This is a genomic window from Prosthecobacter sp., from assembly GCF_044226605.1.
In the GTDB taxonomy this organism is placed as follows: Bacteria; Verrucomicrobiota; Verrucomicrobiia; order Verrucomicrobiales; family Verrucomicrobiaceae; genus Prosthecobacter.
Genome location: NZ_JBGAGS010000006.1, coordinates 317,516 through 334,810 on the forward strand (window position 1 = coordinate 317,516; position 17,295 = coordinate 334,810).

General features: G+C 60.2%; 14 protein-coding genes. All 14 read right to left on the minus strand.

Annotation, left to right across the window (positions count from 1 at the left end):
- Nucleotides 1-34 precede the first annotated feature (34 nt).
- On the minus strand, nucleotides 35-1,381 hold the full coding sequence (locus tag ACILSO_RS10285; RefSeq protein WP_395737307.1) for a DUF1501 domain-containing protein: 1,347 nt from the start codon (nucleotides 1,379-1,381) through the stop codon (nucleotides 35-37).
- Nucleotides 1,382-1,385: 4 nt separating this feature from the next.
- Complete coding sequence (locus tag ACILSO_RS10290) at nucleotides 1,386-4,202, minus strand: DUF1553 domain-containing protein (RefSeq protein ID WP_395737308.1); 2,817 nt, start codon at nucleotides 4,200-4,202, stop codon at nucleotides 1,386-1,388.
- Entirely contained in the window at nucleotides 4,199-4,567 is a 369-nt protein-coding gene (locus ACILSO_RS10295) for a hypothetical protein (protein WP_395737309.1), read from the minus strand. The genes ACILSO_RS10290 and ACILSO_RS10295 overlap by 4 nt, the downstream gene beginning before the upstream one ends.
- Nucleotides 4,564-4,842 carry a hypothetical protein gene (locus ACILSO_RS10300; protein ID WP_395737310.1) on the minus strand — a complete coding sequence of 93 codons (279 nt, stop codon included), beginning with the start codon at nucleotides 4,840-4,842 and terminating at the stop codon, nucleotides 4,564-4,566. The genes ACILSO_RS10295 and ACILSO_RS10300 overlap by 4 nt, the downstream gene beginning before the upstream one ends.
- Nucleotides 4,839-5,426 (minus strand): RNA polymerase sigma factor, encoded by a 588-nt coding sequence (locus tag ACILSO_RS10305; RefSeq protein WP_395737311.1) that lies wholly within the window; start codon nucleotides 5,424-5,426, stop codon nucleotides 4,839-4,841. The genes ACILSO_RS10300 and ACILSO_RS10305 overlap by 4 nt, the downstream gene beginning before the upstream one ends.
- A 93-nt stretch (nucleotides 5,427-5,519) precedes the next feature.
- Nucleotides 5,520-7,199 carry a GDSL-type esterase/lipase family protein gene (locus ACILSO_RS10310; RefSeq protein WP_395737312.1) on the minus strand — a complete coding sequence of 560 codons (1,680 nt, stop codon included), beginning with the start codon at nucleotides 7,197-7,199 and terminating at the stop codon, nucleotides 5,520-5,522.
- An 11-nt stretch (nucleotides 7,200-7,210) separates the two neighbouring features.
- On the minus strand, nucleotides 7,211-8,593 hold the full coding sequence (locus tag ACILSO_RS10315; protein ID WP_395737313.1) for a DUF1501 domain-containing protein: 1,383 nt from the start codon (nucleotides 8,591-8,593) through the stop codon (nucleotides 7,211-7,213).
- Nucleotides 8,594-8,629: 36 nt separating this feature from the next.
- The gene (locus ACILSO_RS10320; protein ID WP_395737314.1) at nucleotides 8,630-9,679 is read right to left on the minus strand and encodes a 6-bladed beta-propeller; all 1,050 of its coding nucleotides are present in this window, start codon (nucleotides 9,677-9,679) and stop codon (nucleotides 8,630-8,632) included.
- A gap of 30 nt (nucleotides 9,680-9,709) precedes the next feature.
- The gene (locus ACILSO_RS10325) at nucleotides 9,710-10,333 is read right to left on the minus strand and encodes a trimeric intracellular cation channel family protein (RefSeq protein ID WP_395737315.1); all 624 of its coding nucleotides are present in this window, start codon (nucleotides 10,331-10,333) and stop codon (nucleotides 9,710-9,712) included.
- Entirely contained in the window at nucleotides 10,333-11,355 is a 1,023-nt protein-coding gene (locus ACILSO_RS10330; protein ID WP_395737316.1) for an alkaline phosphatase family protein, read from the minus strand. The genes ACILSO_RS10325 and ACILSO_RS10330 overlap by 1 nt, the downstream gene beginning before the upstream one ends.
- A 15-nt stretch (nucleotides 11,356-11,370) precedes the next feature.
- Nucleotides 11,371-11,955 carry a MarC family protein gene (locus tag ACILSO_RS10335; RefSeq protein ID WP_395737317.1) on the minus strand — a complete coding sequence of 195 codons (585 nt, stop codon included), beginning with the start codon at nucleotides 11,953-11,955 and terminating at the stop codon, nucleotides 11,371-11,373.
- A gap of 9 nt (nucleotides 11,956-11,964) precedes the next feature.
- Entirely contained in the window at nucleotides 11,965-12,618 is a 654-nt protein-coding gene (locus ACILSO_RS10340) for a basic secretory protein-like protein (RefSeq protein WP_395737318.1), read from the minus strand.
- Nucleotides 12,615-15,929, minus strand: coding sequence for a S41 family peptidase (locus ACILSO_RS10345; RefSeq protein ID WP_395737319.1), 3,315 nt, complete (start codon nucleotides 15,927-15,929; stop codon nucleotides 12,615-12,617). The genes ACILSO_RS10340 and ACILSO_RS10345 overlap by 4 nt, the downstream gene beginning before the upstream one ends.
- A gap of 146 nt (nucleotides 15,930-16,075) precedes the next feature.
- Nucleotides 16,076-17,266, minus strand: coding sequence for a glycine C-acetyltransferase (gene kbl, locus ACILSO_RS10350; protein WP_395737320.1), 1,191 nt, complete (start codon nucleotides 17,264-17,266; stop codon nucleotides 16,076-16,078).
- Between the last annotated feature and the right edge of the window lie 29 nt (nucleotides 17,267-17,295).

A 17,295-nucleotide genomic window follows, 5' to 3' on the forward strand; every position in this document is an offset into this window, starting at 1 on the left:
CCGTTTCAATACGGCCCGCATGAACCCTTCTTTCTCAGGCTATGATTTTCTTTGCGACGCTGCCTTTCACATCGGTGAGCCTGAAATCGCGGCCGGCGTAGCGGTAGGTCAGGCGCTCGTGATCGAGACCGAGCAGGTGCAGGATGGTGGCGTGGAAGTCGTGGGTGTGCATCTTGTCCTCCACCGCCTCGTAGCCAAGGTCATCCGTGCTGCCATAGCGCATGCCGCCTTTGACACCACCGCCCGCCATCCAGGCGGTGAAACCTTTGCTGTTGTGGTCGCGCCCGTCCGCGCCCTGGGCGTGCGGAGTGCGGCCAAACTCACCCGACCAGACCACAAGCGTGTCTTTGAGCAGGCCCCGTGAATCCAGATCTGCCAGCAGTGCGGCTAACGGCTGATCCACGGACTCACAGGTCGAGGGCAGATCCTTGGAGATTTTGAAATGATGATCCCAGTCGCTGTGCGTGACCTCCACAAAGCGCACGCCCGCCTCCACCATGCGACGCGCGAGGAGACATTTGCGGCCGAAGTCGTCGGTGGCATTGCCTTCGCCGATGCCGTAGGCGTCGAGCGTCTGCTGCGTTTCCTTTGTGAGGTCCATCACCCTGGGCATCTCGCTCTGCATTTTAAATGCCAGCTCAAAGGACTCGATGGCCCCTTCCACCTCGGGATTGACCTGGTCTCGCTGCAGTTTCTCGCGGTTCAGCGCCTGCACGAGCTCGATCTCCTTGCGCTGCGCCACGCTGCCCACGGGCGGGACGATGTTGCGCATCTGCGCATTCACAACCGGCCGGGCATCGACACCCACGCGTGTGCCCTGATAAATCGCAGGCAGAAAAGCGCTGCCATAGTTCTGCGCGCCACCGAACAAGGTTGGTGGCGCGATGGTCACAAAGCCCGGCAGATTTTCATTCACCGTGCCAAGGCCGTAGAGCGCCCATGCGCCAAGAGACGGACGAACGAACTGCGCATTGCCAGTATGCAGCTTCAAAAACGACTGTGCATGAGCTGGCAGCTCCGTGTGCATCGAATTGATGAGGCATAGATCATCGGCGCGTTTTGAAAGGTGGGGAAAGAGCTCGCTGATTGGAAGGCCGCTTTTTCCCTGGGGGGCAAACTTCCACTGCGAGCCATGCAGCTTGGTGCCGGGGGCCCGGCCATCCTTGCCGGAGGCGGCAGTGAGTTTGGGCTTGTGGTCAAAGGTGTCCACATGGGAGGGCGCGCCGCGCATGCAGAGAAAGATCACGCGCTTTGCTTTCGCACTGAAATGCGGCTGTTTTACAGCCAGCGGAGATCCGCTCTCCGCCTGGGCAAGCGCCTGGAAGGCGAGCCAGCCAAAGCCGACACCGCTGGTTTGAAGAAAATGACGTCGGGAGTTCATGGCATCAGTCAATGGAGCGGAATTCAGCACTGCTCAGCAGCGCACGGCAGAAGCTCGTCAGCACATCGCTGTCGAGCCGCGGGTAGTCCGCGAAAAAGCGCTGTGCCGCCCTGGCTTCATTGGCCGTGGGCGCTCGTGCAAAGGCCAGCTTGAAGGCGGCCGCGGCCCGCTGGTGCTCGGGCAGCGGGCGGAGTTTCTCAGCAAAGCGTCCGGCCTGCTTCGCCACAAAATCATTGTTCAAGAGATACAGGGCCTGGGAAGGGACCGTGGTCACGTCCCGGCTGCCATTCACGGCGCTGGGTTCGGCGAAATCAAACACCGTCAGGGCGTCCGGCACCGCATTCCGAGGAACTGGAAGATAGACACTTCGCATGTCTCCGCCTGCGGTCAGAAAAGGCTCTTCGCTCAAGGGTGCTCGCAGGCTTTTGATGGGAAAGCCACCGATGGCACCATCCCCGCTCTGCGCGACGGCCGATCCCACCGGAGCCTCCGTCTGCAAGCCACCGCTGACGGCCAGCATGGCATCACGAATGCATTCGGCGTCCATGCGACGCGGAGACATACGCCAGACCAGGGTATTTTCAGGATCCGCCTCAAAGGATTTGGCGTCATGTGCAGAAGACATCTGGTAGGCACGGCTCATCACGATCTCCTTGATGAAAGACTTCATGGACCAGCCTCCGGACTGGAGACGGAGGGCCAGATGGTCAAGCAGAGGCTGATTTGCGGGCGGCTGCCCGGTGGTGCCGAAGTTGTCCACCGTGGAAACAATGCCCCTTCCAAACAGCCAGTGCCAGACACGGTTGGCAAACACACGCGCGGTCAGAGGATTGGCTGAAGAAACCAGCCATTCTGCAAGCTCTCGTCTTCCGCTCTCCCTGGCAGGAATCTTCACCGCCGCCGTTGAAAGCGCGCTGACAAAACCACGTGGCACTCTGGCTCCAGGTTTTTCAACATCACCACGCGCAAAAAGCGGGCTGTCATTGATGGAGCAATACTGGGCAGGCCTTCCCAGGATCATCTGAAAGGTTTCTTCCACCGATTTCGGCTTGGTGGGAGGTCCCGCCGAGGGCGTGGCAGGATAGTCGCGGACACCCATGGCCAGCAGCTTTTGCCTTCCGTCATTGTCATAGGAGGCGAGTTCCGCCTTGCACTCACCGATCTTGGCATTGATACCCACAAACAGGACGAGCTTCTGAGGGTCGTTGTTCACATTGAACCCTTTGCCGGTGAAGAGCGCTTTCGCCGCCGTGGTGTAAAACTGCACCGCGCCATAGCGCTCAGTCCTGGCAAGGTCTTTCTCCACCTGCTCACGCCGCTCCGGAGTGAGGACCAGCGGCAGGCGCGGGAGGCCGCAGTCAGTGGGCAGTTCGATCAGCGGTGTGGCATGACTATTCTGAAAATTGGGAGCGGTGCCATACAGGGTCTCGGTGCTGAGGAAGATGCCTGCCAGCGCGTAATAGTCGCGCTGAGGAATGGGATCAAACTTGTGATCGTGGCAGCGCGCGCAGGCCACGGTGAGCCCCAGCACAGCCTGGGACATGGCATCGATCTGCTCGTCTGCGGTGTCGAGCGCAAGCTGCTTTGGGCTGCGCTCATTGAGGCTGCGTGACCCTATGGCAAGAAATCCTGTGGCAGTCTGCTTCTGCGCGCGGTCGCGGCTGTCTTTGGCTTGGAGAAGGTCACCAGCAATCTGCTCACGGACAAATTCATCAAAAGGCTTGTCCTTGTTAAAGGCTTCAATCACGTAATCACGATAGCGCCAGGCGTGCGGATAGAGGCAGTTCACATCTTTACCGGAGGACTCGGCGTACCGGGCCACATCCAGCCAGTGGCGCCCCCAGCGTTCGCCAAAACGAGGCGACTGCAGAAGAGCATCAACCATTTTTTCAAACGACTTCGCATCCGGGTTCGCGGCAAAAAAATCCACCTGCTCAGGCGTGGGTGGCAGTCCGGTGAGATCAAAGCACACACGGCGCAGCAGCGCTTCTGGTGAAGCAGCGCCCGCTGGCTTGAGCCCGCGCGCCTCCAGACCAGCAAGGATGAAGCGGTCCGCGTCTGTTTTAGGCCATGCCGTGTCCTTCACCGACGGAACCGTCGGTTGTCTCACCGGCTGAAAGGCCCAGTGGCGTCTGGCCTTTTCTGTGTCCCACTCTGATTTAACCACCGCTGCTTTGCCTTCCCTGGGATCAGGCGCCCCCATGCGCACCCACTGCTCAAAATCGGCGATCACCGAATCCGGCAGCCTGCCACCGCTCTTTTCCGGAGGCATCTGCAGGTCTTTGTTGGTGTAGCGCAGAGACTCGACAAGCAGGCTTTTCTCGAGATCCCCTGGCACGATGGCCGGGCCGCTGTCTCCGCCGCGCCGGATGCCCTCCCGGCTGTCCAGCACCAGGCCTCCTTTGATTTTCTCCGCGTTTTCGGCATGGCATTTGTAGCACTTTTCGGCCAGCACCGGCCGGATCTTCTTTTCGAAAAATGCCAGCTGCTCTGCGGTGTCCGGAGTCTCGGTGACCACCGGTTTTTCGGGAGAAGATTGTGTGCCGCCACTGATGGCGGCGATGTTCATGTATTCATCATGCGAGAGCCGGCCGTCCTGGTTTGCATCGAGCGTATGAAACAAGTAATCTACCACCTGCGGCTTGCCTTTCAGCTTGGGCGAATATTCCCCCAGCACCTTGAATTCAGCGGCGCTCAGAGCGGCATCATGGTCCTGGTCAAAGGTGGTGAATCCCTGCTCAAGCTTCTGTTTCAGCGCGGCATCTTGTGCCGAAGCCGAGGCAAGAAGAAGGGGAAGCAGGAGGAATAGATGCGTCTTCATGGCTTCATGAATTTTTCAAACTTCACCCGGCGTTCGTCACCGAGCTTCTTGAACTCCTCGATCTGCTCAGGCGTGAGCAGCCCGGCCAGATCCGTGGACTGGCGGATCGAAGCCTGGGCGATGGAGACAAGCGTGTCGTTTTTGATTTTCGCGAGGTCCTGCCTGAGCTGGTCATAGATCGGCTTAGACTTCTCAATCTGCTCGGGTGTGAGCTTGAGGCGCTTGATCTCCTCCTTCATGCGCTGCTGGACAAAGTGATCCTCGCTGATGAGTTTTTTCGCGAACGGCAGCGCAAGACCAACCCCGAACAGGGCACCGAGAATGAAGAGCCCGAAAAGGGAGATGACGATGGAGAATTTTTTCATGGAAAAAGCGGAGTTTGGATGAAGACCTGCGCGAGATCGTGAGCATCTGCGCTCATGGCGCTGGCAGACCACCAGAAGCAGCCAGCCGTCGCCATGGCCGCCAGAGGCAACGCGCCGAGCGAAAACCGGGCCCACAGTGCGGTGCTGTCCGGCGTGTCGGCAGAGGCTGCCAGCACACGCGTGGCAAAGCCATAGGGCAGCGCCTCAGATGCGGCAGTCTGCGCGCCCCTTGCACGGGTGGCGAGTCGTTCCAGTCGTTGATCGGTTTCGTTCATGGGTGTGATGCTTCGAGGTGTTCAAAAGCAGCGCGCAGCCTGCGCCGGGCGCGGAAGGCGCGCACCTTCACCAGCGTGCGGCTCCAGCCGGTGAGCGCGGCGATTTCGTCGGTCGATCTGGCTTCGAGGTGCAAGAGGCTGAGCACCATGCGGTCGTCCGCACTCAGCGTGTCCAGCAGGCGCAGCATGAGCGAGCGTGATTCGTCGTTCAGTCCATCTGTTTTCGGCTCTGCCGCTGTCAGAGTGGCCTGCATGGCCTCCTGCTCTCCCTCTGAGAGATCGCTCCAGCGCAGCTCGGGCCGCACACGGCGTGCCCGGTAATGGTCGCGGCATTGGTTGATCGCGATGCGCGCCAGCCATGGCTCCAGCGGTTTTGAGGCATCCCACTGGGTGGCTTTGGCAAACCACCGCACAAACGTCTGCTGCGCCAGGTCCTCCACGCAGTCCGGATCTGTGACGTGACGACGGATCAGCGAGGCCACGAAGGGGTAGAACGCCTCCACCAGCGCCCGCGCCGCGCCCTCGTCGCTGCATCGCAGCCACGCCGCCATGCAGGCGCGGGTTTCGCTGTCGGTCAGAATCATGGAAGCTGGAGATCACGATGGCACATCCTTTCCCGGCTTCTACGGGCAGGATGCGCGGCGGTTACAGCTCCCGGAAGAAATATTGCCGACGCCTTACTTTGCGTTCTTCGCGATGAAATCGACAATCGGGGTCGAATCCTCCAGGCCATGCGGATGATGGCCCACTCCCGGCTTTCGGATCAAGGTGATGCTGCCGCCGAGAGCCTTGTAGCGTGTTTCGATCAAGCCGGTGTTTTCATCCCAGGGCACCACGTCGTCGGCGTCTCCAAAGACATGGAGGAGCGGCACCTTGTTCTTCGCCAGGGGTTCCAGATTGTCCACAGGATTGCCCTTGTAGGCCAGCGCTTCCGCTTCGTCCTTGAAACCCCAGAGCTTGGGCACGAGAGCCCAGTTTTTGGGGTCGCCCTTGCCTTTGCCCTTGCCGCCGGGCCAGCTTTTGAAGTCGCACACCGGCGCATCCGCATAAATGCAGGAGACCTTGTCCGGATTGGCAACCGCCCAGTTGTAGCAGTACAAGCCGCCGCGGCTGAGACCCACGAGGGAGGGCTTGGTGCTCAGAGCGTAGTTGCTGGTGAGCTCCGCGTAGCACTGGTTCCACAGCTTCACCGCATCAGGGCAGCCGAGCATGTCGTTGATCCTCATGTAGACGATGTGGAAGCCTTTGCCGAGCAGGGCGATATCCGGCGCAGGCTTGTGCCCGAAGAATTCTCCATGCCAGACCCACGGGCGGCCCGGAGCGGCGGTCTTCGGGGCCACAACTGTCACCGGTTTGCCGGCGATGGTGAGCTCGTGCTTGGCGTAGCCGTTCCATTCACCGGTCTGATTCGGAAATACGATTTCCTTGGAACTGGCGAGCCTGCGTGCCTGCGCGTCAAACTCGGCGGCCTTTGCTTTCGCTTCTTCAATCGGCAGACCGGGAGGATTGCCGGGGCGCTTGTGCCCCACGTAGCTGAGCCAGGCGGGACGCAGGATGGCGTGTTTCTTTTTGACGAGCGCGAGAATGGCGGCGCCATTGGGGTGGTCCGGAGTTCCGTCGGCTTTGACCTTGAGCCCCCAGGCATCCAGCACCGCGCGCGCCATGATCAAGTGGCCTTCTGGACCGGGGTGAACGCCATCTTTGGAGAATGTGAACTCAGGATCCGTTTTCCGCTTCTCCGCGAGGGCTGCATTCATCGGCCCGTGAATGTCCAGCACCTCCCAGCCCTTCTTCCGCATGTCGAGCAGCCAGTCGGAGTAGAAATCGAGCACCTCATTGTAGCCCTGGTAAAACTGGCCCGGCTTCACCTGATCGCCAGCCACCACGCGTGCCTTGATCGGCACAGGATCAAACACCGGCGGCGTGAGATGCACCATGCGTGCGCCCGCGGCGATGACCTTGTCATGAAGCTTCTTCATTCCGTCCTGGAACGCCTTGGTGCGCACCGCTCCCAGCGGCAGATAGATGCCGTCATTCATGCCATAGCAGGCAAAGACGAGCTCCGGTTTGGCTTTTTCCAGCGCACGGTCCAGACGCTCGTGCAGATCCGGGCGTGGGAATTTGCCACCCGCATGCCCCTCTTCACTCAAACCGCTCACAGTCTCACTGCTGAGGCCGAGTGGTATCATCTCTTTCGTCACTTCCGGATGCTGGGCGATCAGGGCCGCCTCGATGAACTCAAGGTAGGCACCGCCCTGGGTGATGCTGTCGCCGAGAAAGACGATGCGCTGTTCTTTGGGGAGTTCCGCCGCCAGTGCGGTGATGGTGAGAAGGAGGGAGAGGATGATATGACGCATGAGAAGGAATGTTAGACGCCGACCAGTTCGCGCAAAGGCACGCCGCCTTCTGTGACAGTGCGCGGGCGCTGCAGCGCGTCCATAAATTCGTGATTGGGATGAATGCCCAGCAGGTGAAAAATCGTCGCGGCAAGGTCCGGCGGCCGCACGGGCCGGTCTGTCGGAGAACTTCCCATTTTGTCGCTGGCTCCGATAATCTGGCCTCCCGCGATGCCTGCCCCCGCCAGGGAGACGGAGAAGACGTTGCCCCAGTGATCGCGGCCGCCGTTTTTATTGATGACAGGCGAGCGTCCGAACTCGCCCATGACGACCACGAGCGTTTCATCCAGCAGTCCGCTCGAATGCAGATCTTCAATGAGCGCTGAGTAAGCCACGTCAAACTGCGGGCACAATACCTCGCGCACTCTCGGGCCATTGCGCTGGTGCGTGTCCCACAGCGGGCTTCCTGCATTTTCATCGCCAGGCTCGCGCGGCCAGTTCACCTGCACCAGCCGCACGCCGGCCTGCACCAGCCGGCGCGCCAGCAGCACGCTCTGGCCAAATCGATGCCTGCCGTAGCGATCCCGCATCGCCACGGGCTCACGCTCGATTTCCAACGCGGCACGGCTGGCCTCCGAGTGAATCAAATCAAAGGCGCGTTGCTGCATCGCGACGGTCTCCTCCATGAGGGGATTCGCCAGAGTGCGCCGGAACTGCACGTCCATCTGCCGCAGCAGGCTGCCACGCTCGGAAAAACGCACATCCGTCATGCCTTCGGCCAAACTCATGCCTTCGATGCGCAGATGCTCGGCACTGGGATTGCACTTGATGAGCTGCGGATGCCATGGCGCCCCCATGAATCCGCCATTCTGTCCCGGCCAGACGATGTTGCCGTTGTTTTCGAGCCGCTCCGGCAGCACGACCGAAGAAAGAGGCGAACGCTCGCTGGGCCTGAGTGCACCGACGGCAGACGCAATGCTCGGCCAGTCATTCGCACTCGCGGGCACATTTTCGGCTTTCGACTGCGGCGCATACCCCGTGAGCATGAAGCTGCCGCTCGTCGAATGCGAATTGATGCCCGTGGTCATGGACCGGATCACCGCAAGGTGGTGCATCAGCTTCGCCGTGCGCGGCAGCGTCTCAGAGAAATGAATCCCCGGCACCGAAGTTCGGATGGATTTAAAATCTCCGCGAATCTCCAGCGGAGCATCCGGCTTCGGATCAAAGGTCTCGTGCTGCGGCGGCCCGCCGCTGAGAAATAAAATGATGCAGCTCTTCGCCCGGCCAAAAGAGGCGTCCTTGCTGGGAGTCCTGGCATTCAGCACGGATGGCATGGACAGTCCCAGACAGCCCAATCCACCCACACGCAGCCATTCTCGGCGCTTGAAGGCGGTGGTTGTAAGAAGAGGCTGCATGGACCCCATCAACTACGCCCGGCCCCCGGTGCTCTATCACACCCGGTGCAGCTTGTAGGGATAGACTTGGTCCGCGTTCCACTGGCAGCCGTATAAATCGCCAGCATCGTCCACGCAAACGTCATGCACATTGCGGAAGACCGGCTGGTCCTGGAGCAAAAGTTTCACCTGATCTCCCTCGTATTGAGGCTCATGGCCTCCCGGAGCGGAAATCACGCGGTTGTTTTTGTCCAGGATGATGATGAACCCGCGCTCACGCCACATGCGATAGTCGTTCGGCTTCATGCCAAAGCACACGCCGGAGAGCAGCAGATCCCCCGCGATGACCGGCCGGCTCATGCAGGCGCCGGGTAGATAAACGGAGTGCGAATACGTGCCATCAAGCTGATACCAGTGGAACTCATTGCGGATGCGCTCCGTGCACAGCACCATGGGCGTGCCGCCACGTGAGTCGATGGTCACGCCGTGCGCCTGCATGAACTTGCCCGCGTTCATGGCCTGCGTGCTGTTGCCGCCAAATTTGCGGATGAATTTCCCCGTGGCATCGAACTGAAGGATGAACTGGGAGCCGTAGCCGTCCGCCACATAGATGTCGCCATTCGGACCCGCCACAGCCTCGGTCGGGGCGTACTTGGTCACGGCATCATACGCGCCGCACTCCCTGGCATGCGGAAGCTCCAGCAGCACCTCGCCTGTGAGCGTGGTTTTCACCACCCGGCCGCCGGCTGGATCGCACAGCAGCAGGGTTTCCTTCCCATCGCGCACATCCAGGCTCAGACCGTGCCCCCCGCGCAGCTTCAGCGTCCACGCATCCAGCACCTTTCCTTCTTTGTCGAAGATGAGGATGTTGTTTTTCGCCTCGTCGGTGATCATGATCAGCCGCTTCTGTGAATCCATGACCATCTCATGGCAGTTCTTCACCGGGTGAGTCTCTCGTCTGGCTTTGCACCATTCCAGATCCACGCGGTAACGGTGCGCCCCATGGCCGATGATGGCGCCATTCAGTGAGGTTTTGCTCTCCGCCCGCACAAACGGGGCGGCTAAAGCAGTGGCGGCTGTGGTGGTGAGGAAATGGCGGCGGTTCATGCCATCTGAAACACCGCATCCGCACCGCAACTATCTGGAATCCTTCGCGCGCGTCCAAAACGTCGGCAGGCGCAGCTTCCACCGCATCGCAGCCAGGCGCAGCACCAGGATGACCGCCATGCCGATGTAGCGGTCGCTTTCCGAGGCTGGAAACCACTGGCGCAGCAGCACAAACACCAGCGCTCCCACGGACACCGCCGTGGCATACAAGTCCACCTCCGCCTGAAACACCCACGGCACCTCGCTGCGCAGCACATCGCGCATGATGCCCCCCGCCACGCCCGTGACCACGCCCAGCAGTACCGCCACCACGCCCGGCGTACCGAAAGACAGCGCCTTCTCCGTGCCGGCGATGCCAAACAAGGCCAGGCCAAACGCATCGGCAAGGGCCAGGGCTTTGTTTGGCAAGTGCATGAATCGCACGAGCACAAACGTCACCACCGCCGCGATGAGCGCCGTCCAGACATGCAGCGGCTGTTTGATCCAGAACACAGGCTGCGCTCCGAGGCACAGGTCGCGAATAGTTCCGCCGCCGACCGCTGTCACCAGCGCCAGCACGACCACGCCGAAAAGATCCATCCGCTTCCCTTCAGCCGCGAGCACACCCGAGATGGCGCATACAGCGACAGCAAAGTATTCGATCCAGGGCGGCATTACTTGGATGGGGTTGGTTCGGGCTTTTTCGCCACAGGCGGCGCCGGGGTCCACTCCGGCCGGCTCTGTATTCCGAGATGCTGGTAGATCATCGGCACCAGGGCCGTCTGCGGCGTGGGCTGCTGCTGCAGTTTCTCACGTGGCAGGTCGGCACCATGAGCGGCCAGCCAGATGTTGCGCTCTTCTTCACTGTCGCCTCCGTGACTGTTGCCGCGTCCACCGTGATCCGTGGTGATCAGCACCAGCCAGTTTTCGTCTTTGAATTGGGGTCGTGCGCGCATCGCGCGCAGCAGTTCTCCGATGTGTGAATCCACGTGGCTGATGGCGTTCAGGTACAGCGAACTGTCCGGCGAGAAGCTTGCACGTGAATCAATCGCCCCGTGGCCGACCTCATCCACCTGACCAAAATAGACAAACATCACATCCGGATTGCCACTGCTCAGTGTGTCCAGAGCAGCATCTCTCACCTCAATATCCTTCTCGGGATTGTCCACAAAATGGCGCGCCGCATCTGGAGTTCGGGTGAATTTCACATCCAGAAAATCGGCATCCCCAAGACGCGATCCGTCCGCGATGAAGTCATGGATCGGCGGCCAGTCGGCAAAGGAGGCGCAGAAAGCGCGCGGCTTCACCTCCTTGATGCGCCGCATGAAATGAGCGTACGTTTGAAAGCGGCCGCCAATGAAGCGGTTGTTCGTCACGCCATGCTGGTCTGCCCACACTCCAGTAAGCAGGCTGCTCCATCCCGGCCCACTGACGGTGGGCTGGTGAGTGGTCGCGCCCAGTTCACCTCCAGCGTAGAATTTGCGCGTGAACAGCCCCATTTCGCTTTCACACATCCCTTTCAGCTGGGGAGCAAGCCCTCGTTCCATGGCCGCCTGAAGCGCGTCCGCACGGCAGCCGTCCACCCCGATGAACAGCACTCTTCTGCCCGCAAAGTCACTCTCCTTGCCGGGTCCGTGTGCAGACAGCCGCGAGGTAATGGCGGATAAGAGGACAAGAATAACAGCGGCAGCTTTCATGAGATATTAAAGACTTCAGCGCTTCAGGTAAAACTCAATGCCGTTGAGCAGCATTTGCACGGCCACCATCACGAGCAGCATGCCCATCAACCGTTCGACAGCCATCGAGCCCTTTTCTTTTAGCACCCGGGCAATCGCCGGTGCACAGAGCAGCACCGCTGCGGTGATGCCCCAGGCAATCAGCAGCGCGGTGAACCAGCGCCAGATTTGTTCCGGCTGCGTGCTCACGAGCACCAGCAGCGTGGCCAAAACCGAGGGCCCTGCGATCATCGGGGTGGCCAGTGGAACGATGAACGGCTCCAGCACGGACTCGTCCGCCTCACGACGCGATGGTGGAAAAATCATTTTCAGCGCGATCAGAAACAGCACGATGCCACCGCTGATGAACAAAGCCTCCTGCTTGAGGTGCAGCAGCCCGAGCAACCACGGACCGGCAAACAAAAACATGACGAGAATCCCCAGTGCAATGACCAGTTCCCGCGCGATGACGCGCAGCCGCCGCTCCGGCGGCACCGGGCGCAGGCCCGACACAAACGTCGCCACGTTCCCCAGCGGGTCCATGATCGTCAGCAGCAGCAGCGTGGCAGACAGCGTGTCCATGCTTCCCTTTCAAAATGTTTTCACAAACTCAGCCCAGAGTTCATCCACGGTCTTGCCAGTGATCTCAGACCACAATTCGTCGCGATACGCACCTTTTCGCAGAGCGGCATTCAGCTTCACCACCAGTCCGGGTGTGTGCTGCTTCTCAATCCACTCCAGAAACATGGCGGTGGTTTTGTAGGCGTCCTTGTAGCTCGCCAGCCTCGTCAGCTTTGGCCGTGGAGCCTTCGGCTCGAAATGCACGATCCGGATGTAGTCTGCAATTCCTTCCACCAGCCAGCCCGGGCCGCCGTTTGGATATGCCTGCACCACATGCGTCAGTTCATGGATCACCATGCCCCAGTCATCATTGTGCGACCGCACAAATACCGCGGCGATGGTGATCTTTCCACCCACAGCATGCGCGACCCCCTTCATCTTCGGGTCAAAATAAAGCGTCACCTCCTTCGGCGCCACAAACCCCTCGCTCGGCAGCAAGGCAGCGATCTTGGGAAACCATTCGACGCACAGCGTCCCCGCCTTGTTTCCCCAGTCTTTTAAATCAGGTACGTCGTTCGTATCCACCAGAGCAGTGGCCTTTTGGGTGCTAATCTTCACCACGGTGCGTGGCTCCGCATACGCGGTGGGAACGAGCAGCAGGAAGAGAAGGGCAAACTTTTTCATCGTTCAGAAGCTTTGATCAGTTTCGGCAGCGGCAGTTTTTTCCACGCGCCCACATCCTGCTGCAGCACCTCGACCGCTTTGTCGAGCTGGCGGTCGGTTTTGTCACCGGGCTGCGGCCAGACGACATGATCTGGCTTCGCTCCATTGAGTTCCATGTCCTGCCCGCTTTCGAGCACATACCAGCCCCGGAATGGCAGACGCAGTGTGCCAACATCCATGATCGAAGCCGCCCCGGTGCTGATCACACCTCCTGCCGTCTGCACGCCGACAAGCTGGCCGCGCTTCAGGGTTTTAATCGCATGGCTAAAGACTTCCGCATTGCTGTAGCTGTTCTGATTGCACAGCACCACGATTGGCTTCTGCCATGTGGCGTAAATCATGCGGTCCTGCGGATACCCTGGCGTATGGCTGCCCCGTGGCATGGCGATAGCGTGGCGCGGCTGCTGCAGTGCGGTGAGCAGATGATCCGTCGTGGAGCCACCGCCATTTTCACGCACATCGATGATCAGCCCGTCCTTGCCAGCGCCCGCATGGTACAGCTCCTCCTGAAACTTCTGGAAGCTGGAATCATCCATGGCGCTGATGTGCAGGTAGCCAAGCGTGTTCCCGGACATCTTGTCCACCGCATGGCGGTTTTCATGAATCCACTCATCATAAAGCAGCTTTCGCGCGGCGATGTAGCTGATCGGGCGCAGCATTACCTCTCGTGTTTTCTCACCGTACTTAACCGTGAGCGTGATGTCCCGCTCCATCACTCCGTTCAGCACGCTGCTCACATCCGTGTCCGGCATCACATCCTTGCCATCCACCTTCATGATGATTTCGCCGGCCTCGATTCGGCTCTCCTTGCGGCTGGCCGGTGATTTCGCAATCACGTCACGCACTTTCCATCCGGGACCTGCGTAGGCCGGGTCAAAGCGCAGGCCCAGATGCGCGGTCTCCTCCCGCCACGCACTCGTTGGCAGGCTGCCGGAGTTCCAGGTGAAGCCCAGGTGCGATCCGTTCAATTCACCGAGCATGAGCCAAACGCACTCACCAGCGCCGTTCATGTCGGGAGCCGCCCCCGCCATGTCGCGATACTTCGCGCGCACGGCATCCCAGTCGCGATTGCCGTGCCGTTCATCATAAAAATCGTCGCGCATAACCTGCCAGCATTGGTCAAATACCGCGCGCTGCTTTTCCGCACGCGAGTAGCTCTGCTGCGCATGGAATGGGATCAGCTTCGGATCTCCGCCCTTGCCGGAAACGATCGCCGGTTTGCCATCGAGCAGGCCCACAATCTGATCATCCATTCTCAACCATTCCGCGTTCGTCAGCGCGGCCGCGCTGAAGGGCTTGGGCATCAGGTCATCCGGAAACTCAACGCTCCGTGTCGATTTCCGCTCCTCCAGCTGAGACTGAAACACCAGCTTCTTTGAATCCGGCGACCACAGGAGCGAATGCTCCACCGTGTTCGCAATCTTGATGCGGTGGATCCGCTCGTGGATGTCCTCGAAGTCGATCTTCAGCGGCTCCGGCTTTTTGATTTCCGGCTTCTTTTCCTCGGTTTTCTTCTCCTCCGGTTTGCCATCATCAGCTTTCGTCCCCTCAGGCTTGGGAGCGTCCGGTTTGTCGGCCTCCGGCTTCTTTGCCGGCTCTGCAGGTGTGTCGCTCTTTTTGGGCTCCTCTCTCCTGAAATCCGGCCGCACCGTCCTTTTGAATTTGTCCCGCGCCTTCGTCAAAATACGCTCGCGTTTCGTCTTCTCGTCATCCGCAGCCGCCAGATTGACATAAAAGATGTCCGTCTCGTCCAGCTCACGCTTGCCAAGCCACGCGATCATTTTGCCGTCAGGGGACCAGCTGGGCCGCGTGTCGTTGTCCGGATGCCGCGAGAGATTGAAGGGCGGCTTGGAGCCATCCGTCGGCATGAGCCAGATGTCTGCGTTGAACCACTCGTCCAGCTGCGAATACGCAAGCCATGCGCCGTCCGGTGAAAACTCGTAGCTCGGCGCGTTCCAGGACTCGATGAGCCGCCTCGCATTCTGCGCGTCCCCATCGGCCAGCCAGAGATCTCCGTGATCGCTCACCCAGGCGAGCTTTTTGCCATCACGCGTAAACTTCGGCCGCGACTCGGCCACCGGATCGTTGGTGAGTTTCTTCAAAGTGAAGCCGCTGTTTTCCCACCACATCCTCTTTTCGTTGGCAGGAGAGGCCTGCCACACGTCTGTCTGTCCGCCGGCATCGCTGATAAACACCAGTCTCTTACCATCGGGCGCAAAGGTCACCTCGCGTTCTTCCTCGCCCGAATGGGTCACCCGGCGCGGCTCCTTCAGTTCCGTGTCCATCACCCACACATCACCGCCAGAGATGAAGGCCATCTGCAGGCCGTCCCGCGTGAAACTGATGTCCGTGGCTTTCTCAAGCACCACTCGTGTGACGTCCGTTGCGGAGTCATGCGCAGACTCGATCTCAATCTTGACCGCCTCCTTGTCGCCCGGATGCCAGCGATACAGATCAAACCGCATGCGGAAAACCAGCGTCTGCCCGTCACGTGAGATGCACGGAAACACCACCAGATCGTCTTTGTAGTGGGTGATTGCGCTGCCTTTGCCAGTGGCCAGGTCATGCTGCCAGAGGTTGCCGTTCTTCACAAAATAGAAACCTTTGCCGTCCGGTTTCCACAGCGGCCACCGGTTCTCACCCTCATCACTGAGGACCCTCTTGAAGCTGCCGTCCTTGCGATTAAACAGCCAGATCTGTCCACCGCGCGAACCCTTGTATCCCTGCCTCCACCATGCCTCGGAACCTTCTCGCATGAACAGCACCTGCTGGCCGTCCGGCGAGATCACGCCATCAAAGCCATAGTCGTCAAACAGCACGCTCTCCGCCTTTCGCTCACCCGCATTGATGATCGCCATGCGTGCGGCGCGTGACTCGCGCATCCACGAAAAATCACGTCCCAGTCCCACCAGCAGGCCCCGGCCGTCCGGCGTCCACTCGCGCAGATCACACCCGTCCGTGTGAAATGTAAGCTGCTTTGGCACGCCGCCACTGGCTGGCATTGCATACAGTAGTTTGCTGCCTTCGCGTTCACTGTTGAAGGCTATCTGCGTGCCATCCGGCGAAAACGCCGCGCCTGAGTCCAGCGCCGGGTGTGTCGTCAGCCGCATCGCGCGCCCCCCGCTTGTCGGTGCCGTCCAAATGTCTCCCTGCCATCCAAATGCGATCGTTTTGCCATCGGGCGAAAGCGCCGGCTCATGCACGAGCCGCACGGGATCGGCATTGGCAATGCTGGACCAGACAAGGAGCAGGACGAGGATGCGGGGCGTCATAGGATGGATCTAAACGGTCTTGGAATTACGCAACGTTCAACGCGAGGGCGCGGCGGGTGATTTCCTTGCTTTTCGTCCCCTGGCCGCGCCATCCCCACGCACAGGCAATCTTGAATTGAGGCAGGGATCATGCGGTGCGTGGGAGGTCAAATTCCGAGCTGTTTTTTCACTTCCACGAAGGCGTTCACCGCAGCCTCCAGATCCGCCCGCATGTGCGCTGCGCTGATCTGCGTGCGAATGCGTGCCTTGCCTTGTGGCACGACGGGATAGCTGAAGCCAATGACGTATACTCCACGCTCCAGCATAGCGTCGGCAAACTTCGCGGCCAGCGCAGCGTCCCCGAGCATCACCGGAACGATCGGGTGCTCTCCGGGCACAATGTCAAATCCGGCCGCGGTCATCCTCTCCCGGAAGTAGCGCGTGTTTGCCTCCAGCGTGTCACGCAGCTGCGTGGAATGCTTCAGCAGATTCAGCGCTGCAATCGATGCCCCTGCGATGCTCGGGCACAGTGTGTTCGAAAACAAATACGGCCGCGAACGCTGCCGCAGCAGTTCAATGATTTCCCTTCTCCCGCTGGTGTAGCCGCCGCTCGCCCCGCCAAGCGCTTTTCCCAGCGTGCCGGTCAGGATGTCGATGCGCCCCATCACATTGCAGTGCTCATGCGTTCCCCGGCCGGTCCTCCCCATGAAGCCCACGGCATGCGAATCGTCCACCATCACCAGTGCTCCATATTTGTCCGCCAGATCACAGATCGCCTTCAGCGGCGCTATGAAGCCGTCCATCGAAAACACCCCGTCCGTGGCAATCAGTTTAAACCTTGCGCCCTTTTGATCTGCGGCAATCAACTGCGCCTCCAGATCAGCCATGTCACAGTTTTTGTAACGATACCGCTGCGCCTTGCACAGCCGCACGCCGTCGATGATCGAGGCATGGTTCAGCTCATCGCTGATGATCGCGTCCTCCGCTCCCAGAATCGTCTCAAACAGCCCGCCATTCGCATCAAAGCAGGAGCCATAGAGAATCGTGTCCTCCGTGCCCAGAAAGTCAGTCAAGCTGGCCTCCAGCTCCTTGTGCACCCCCTGCGTGCCGCAGATGAAGCGCACGCTGGCCAGCCCGTAACCCCAGTGCTCCAGCGCCTCATGGGCCGCCTGCCGCACCTTTGGGTGCTGCGCCAGACCGAGGTAATTGTTCGCGCACAGGTTCAGCACCGCCTTGCCACCGTTCGCACGCACCAGCGTGCCCTGCGGCGTCGAGAGCACACGCTCGCGCTTGTACGTTCCTGCCTTGCGGATCGCATCCAGCTGCGCCGTGAGATGAGTCGAAAAGGTTGAATTCATGCCTGCCGATATACTGGACGCATGTCCTG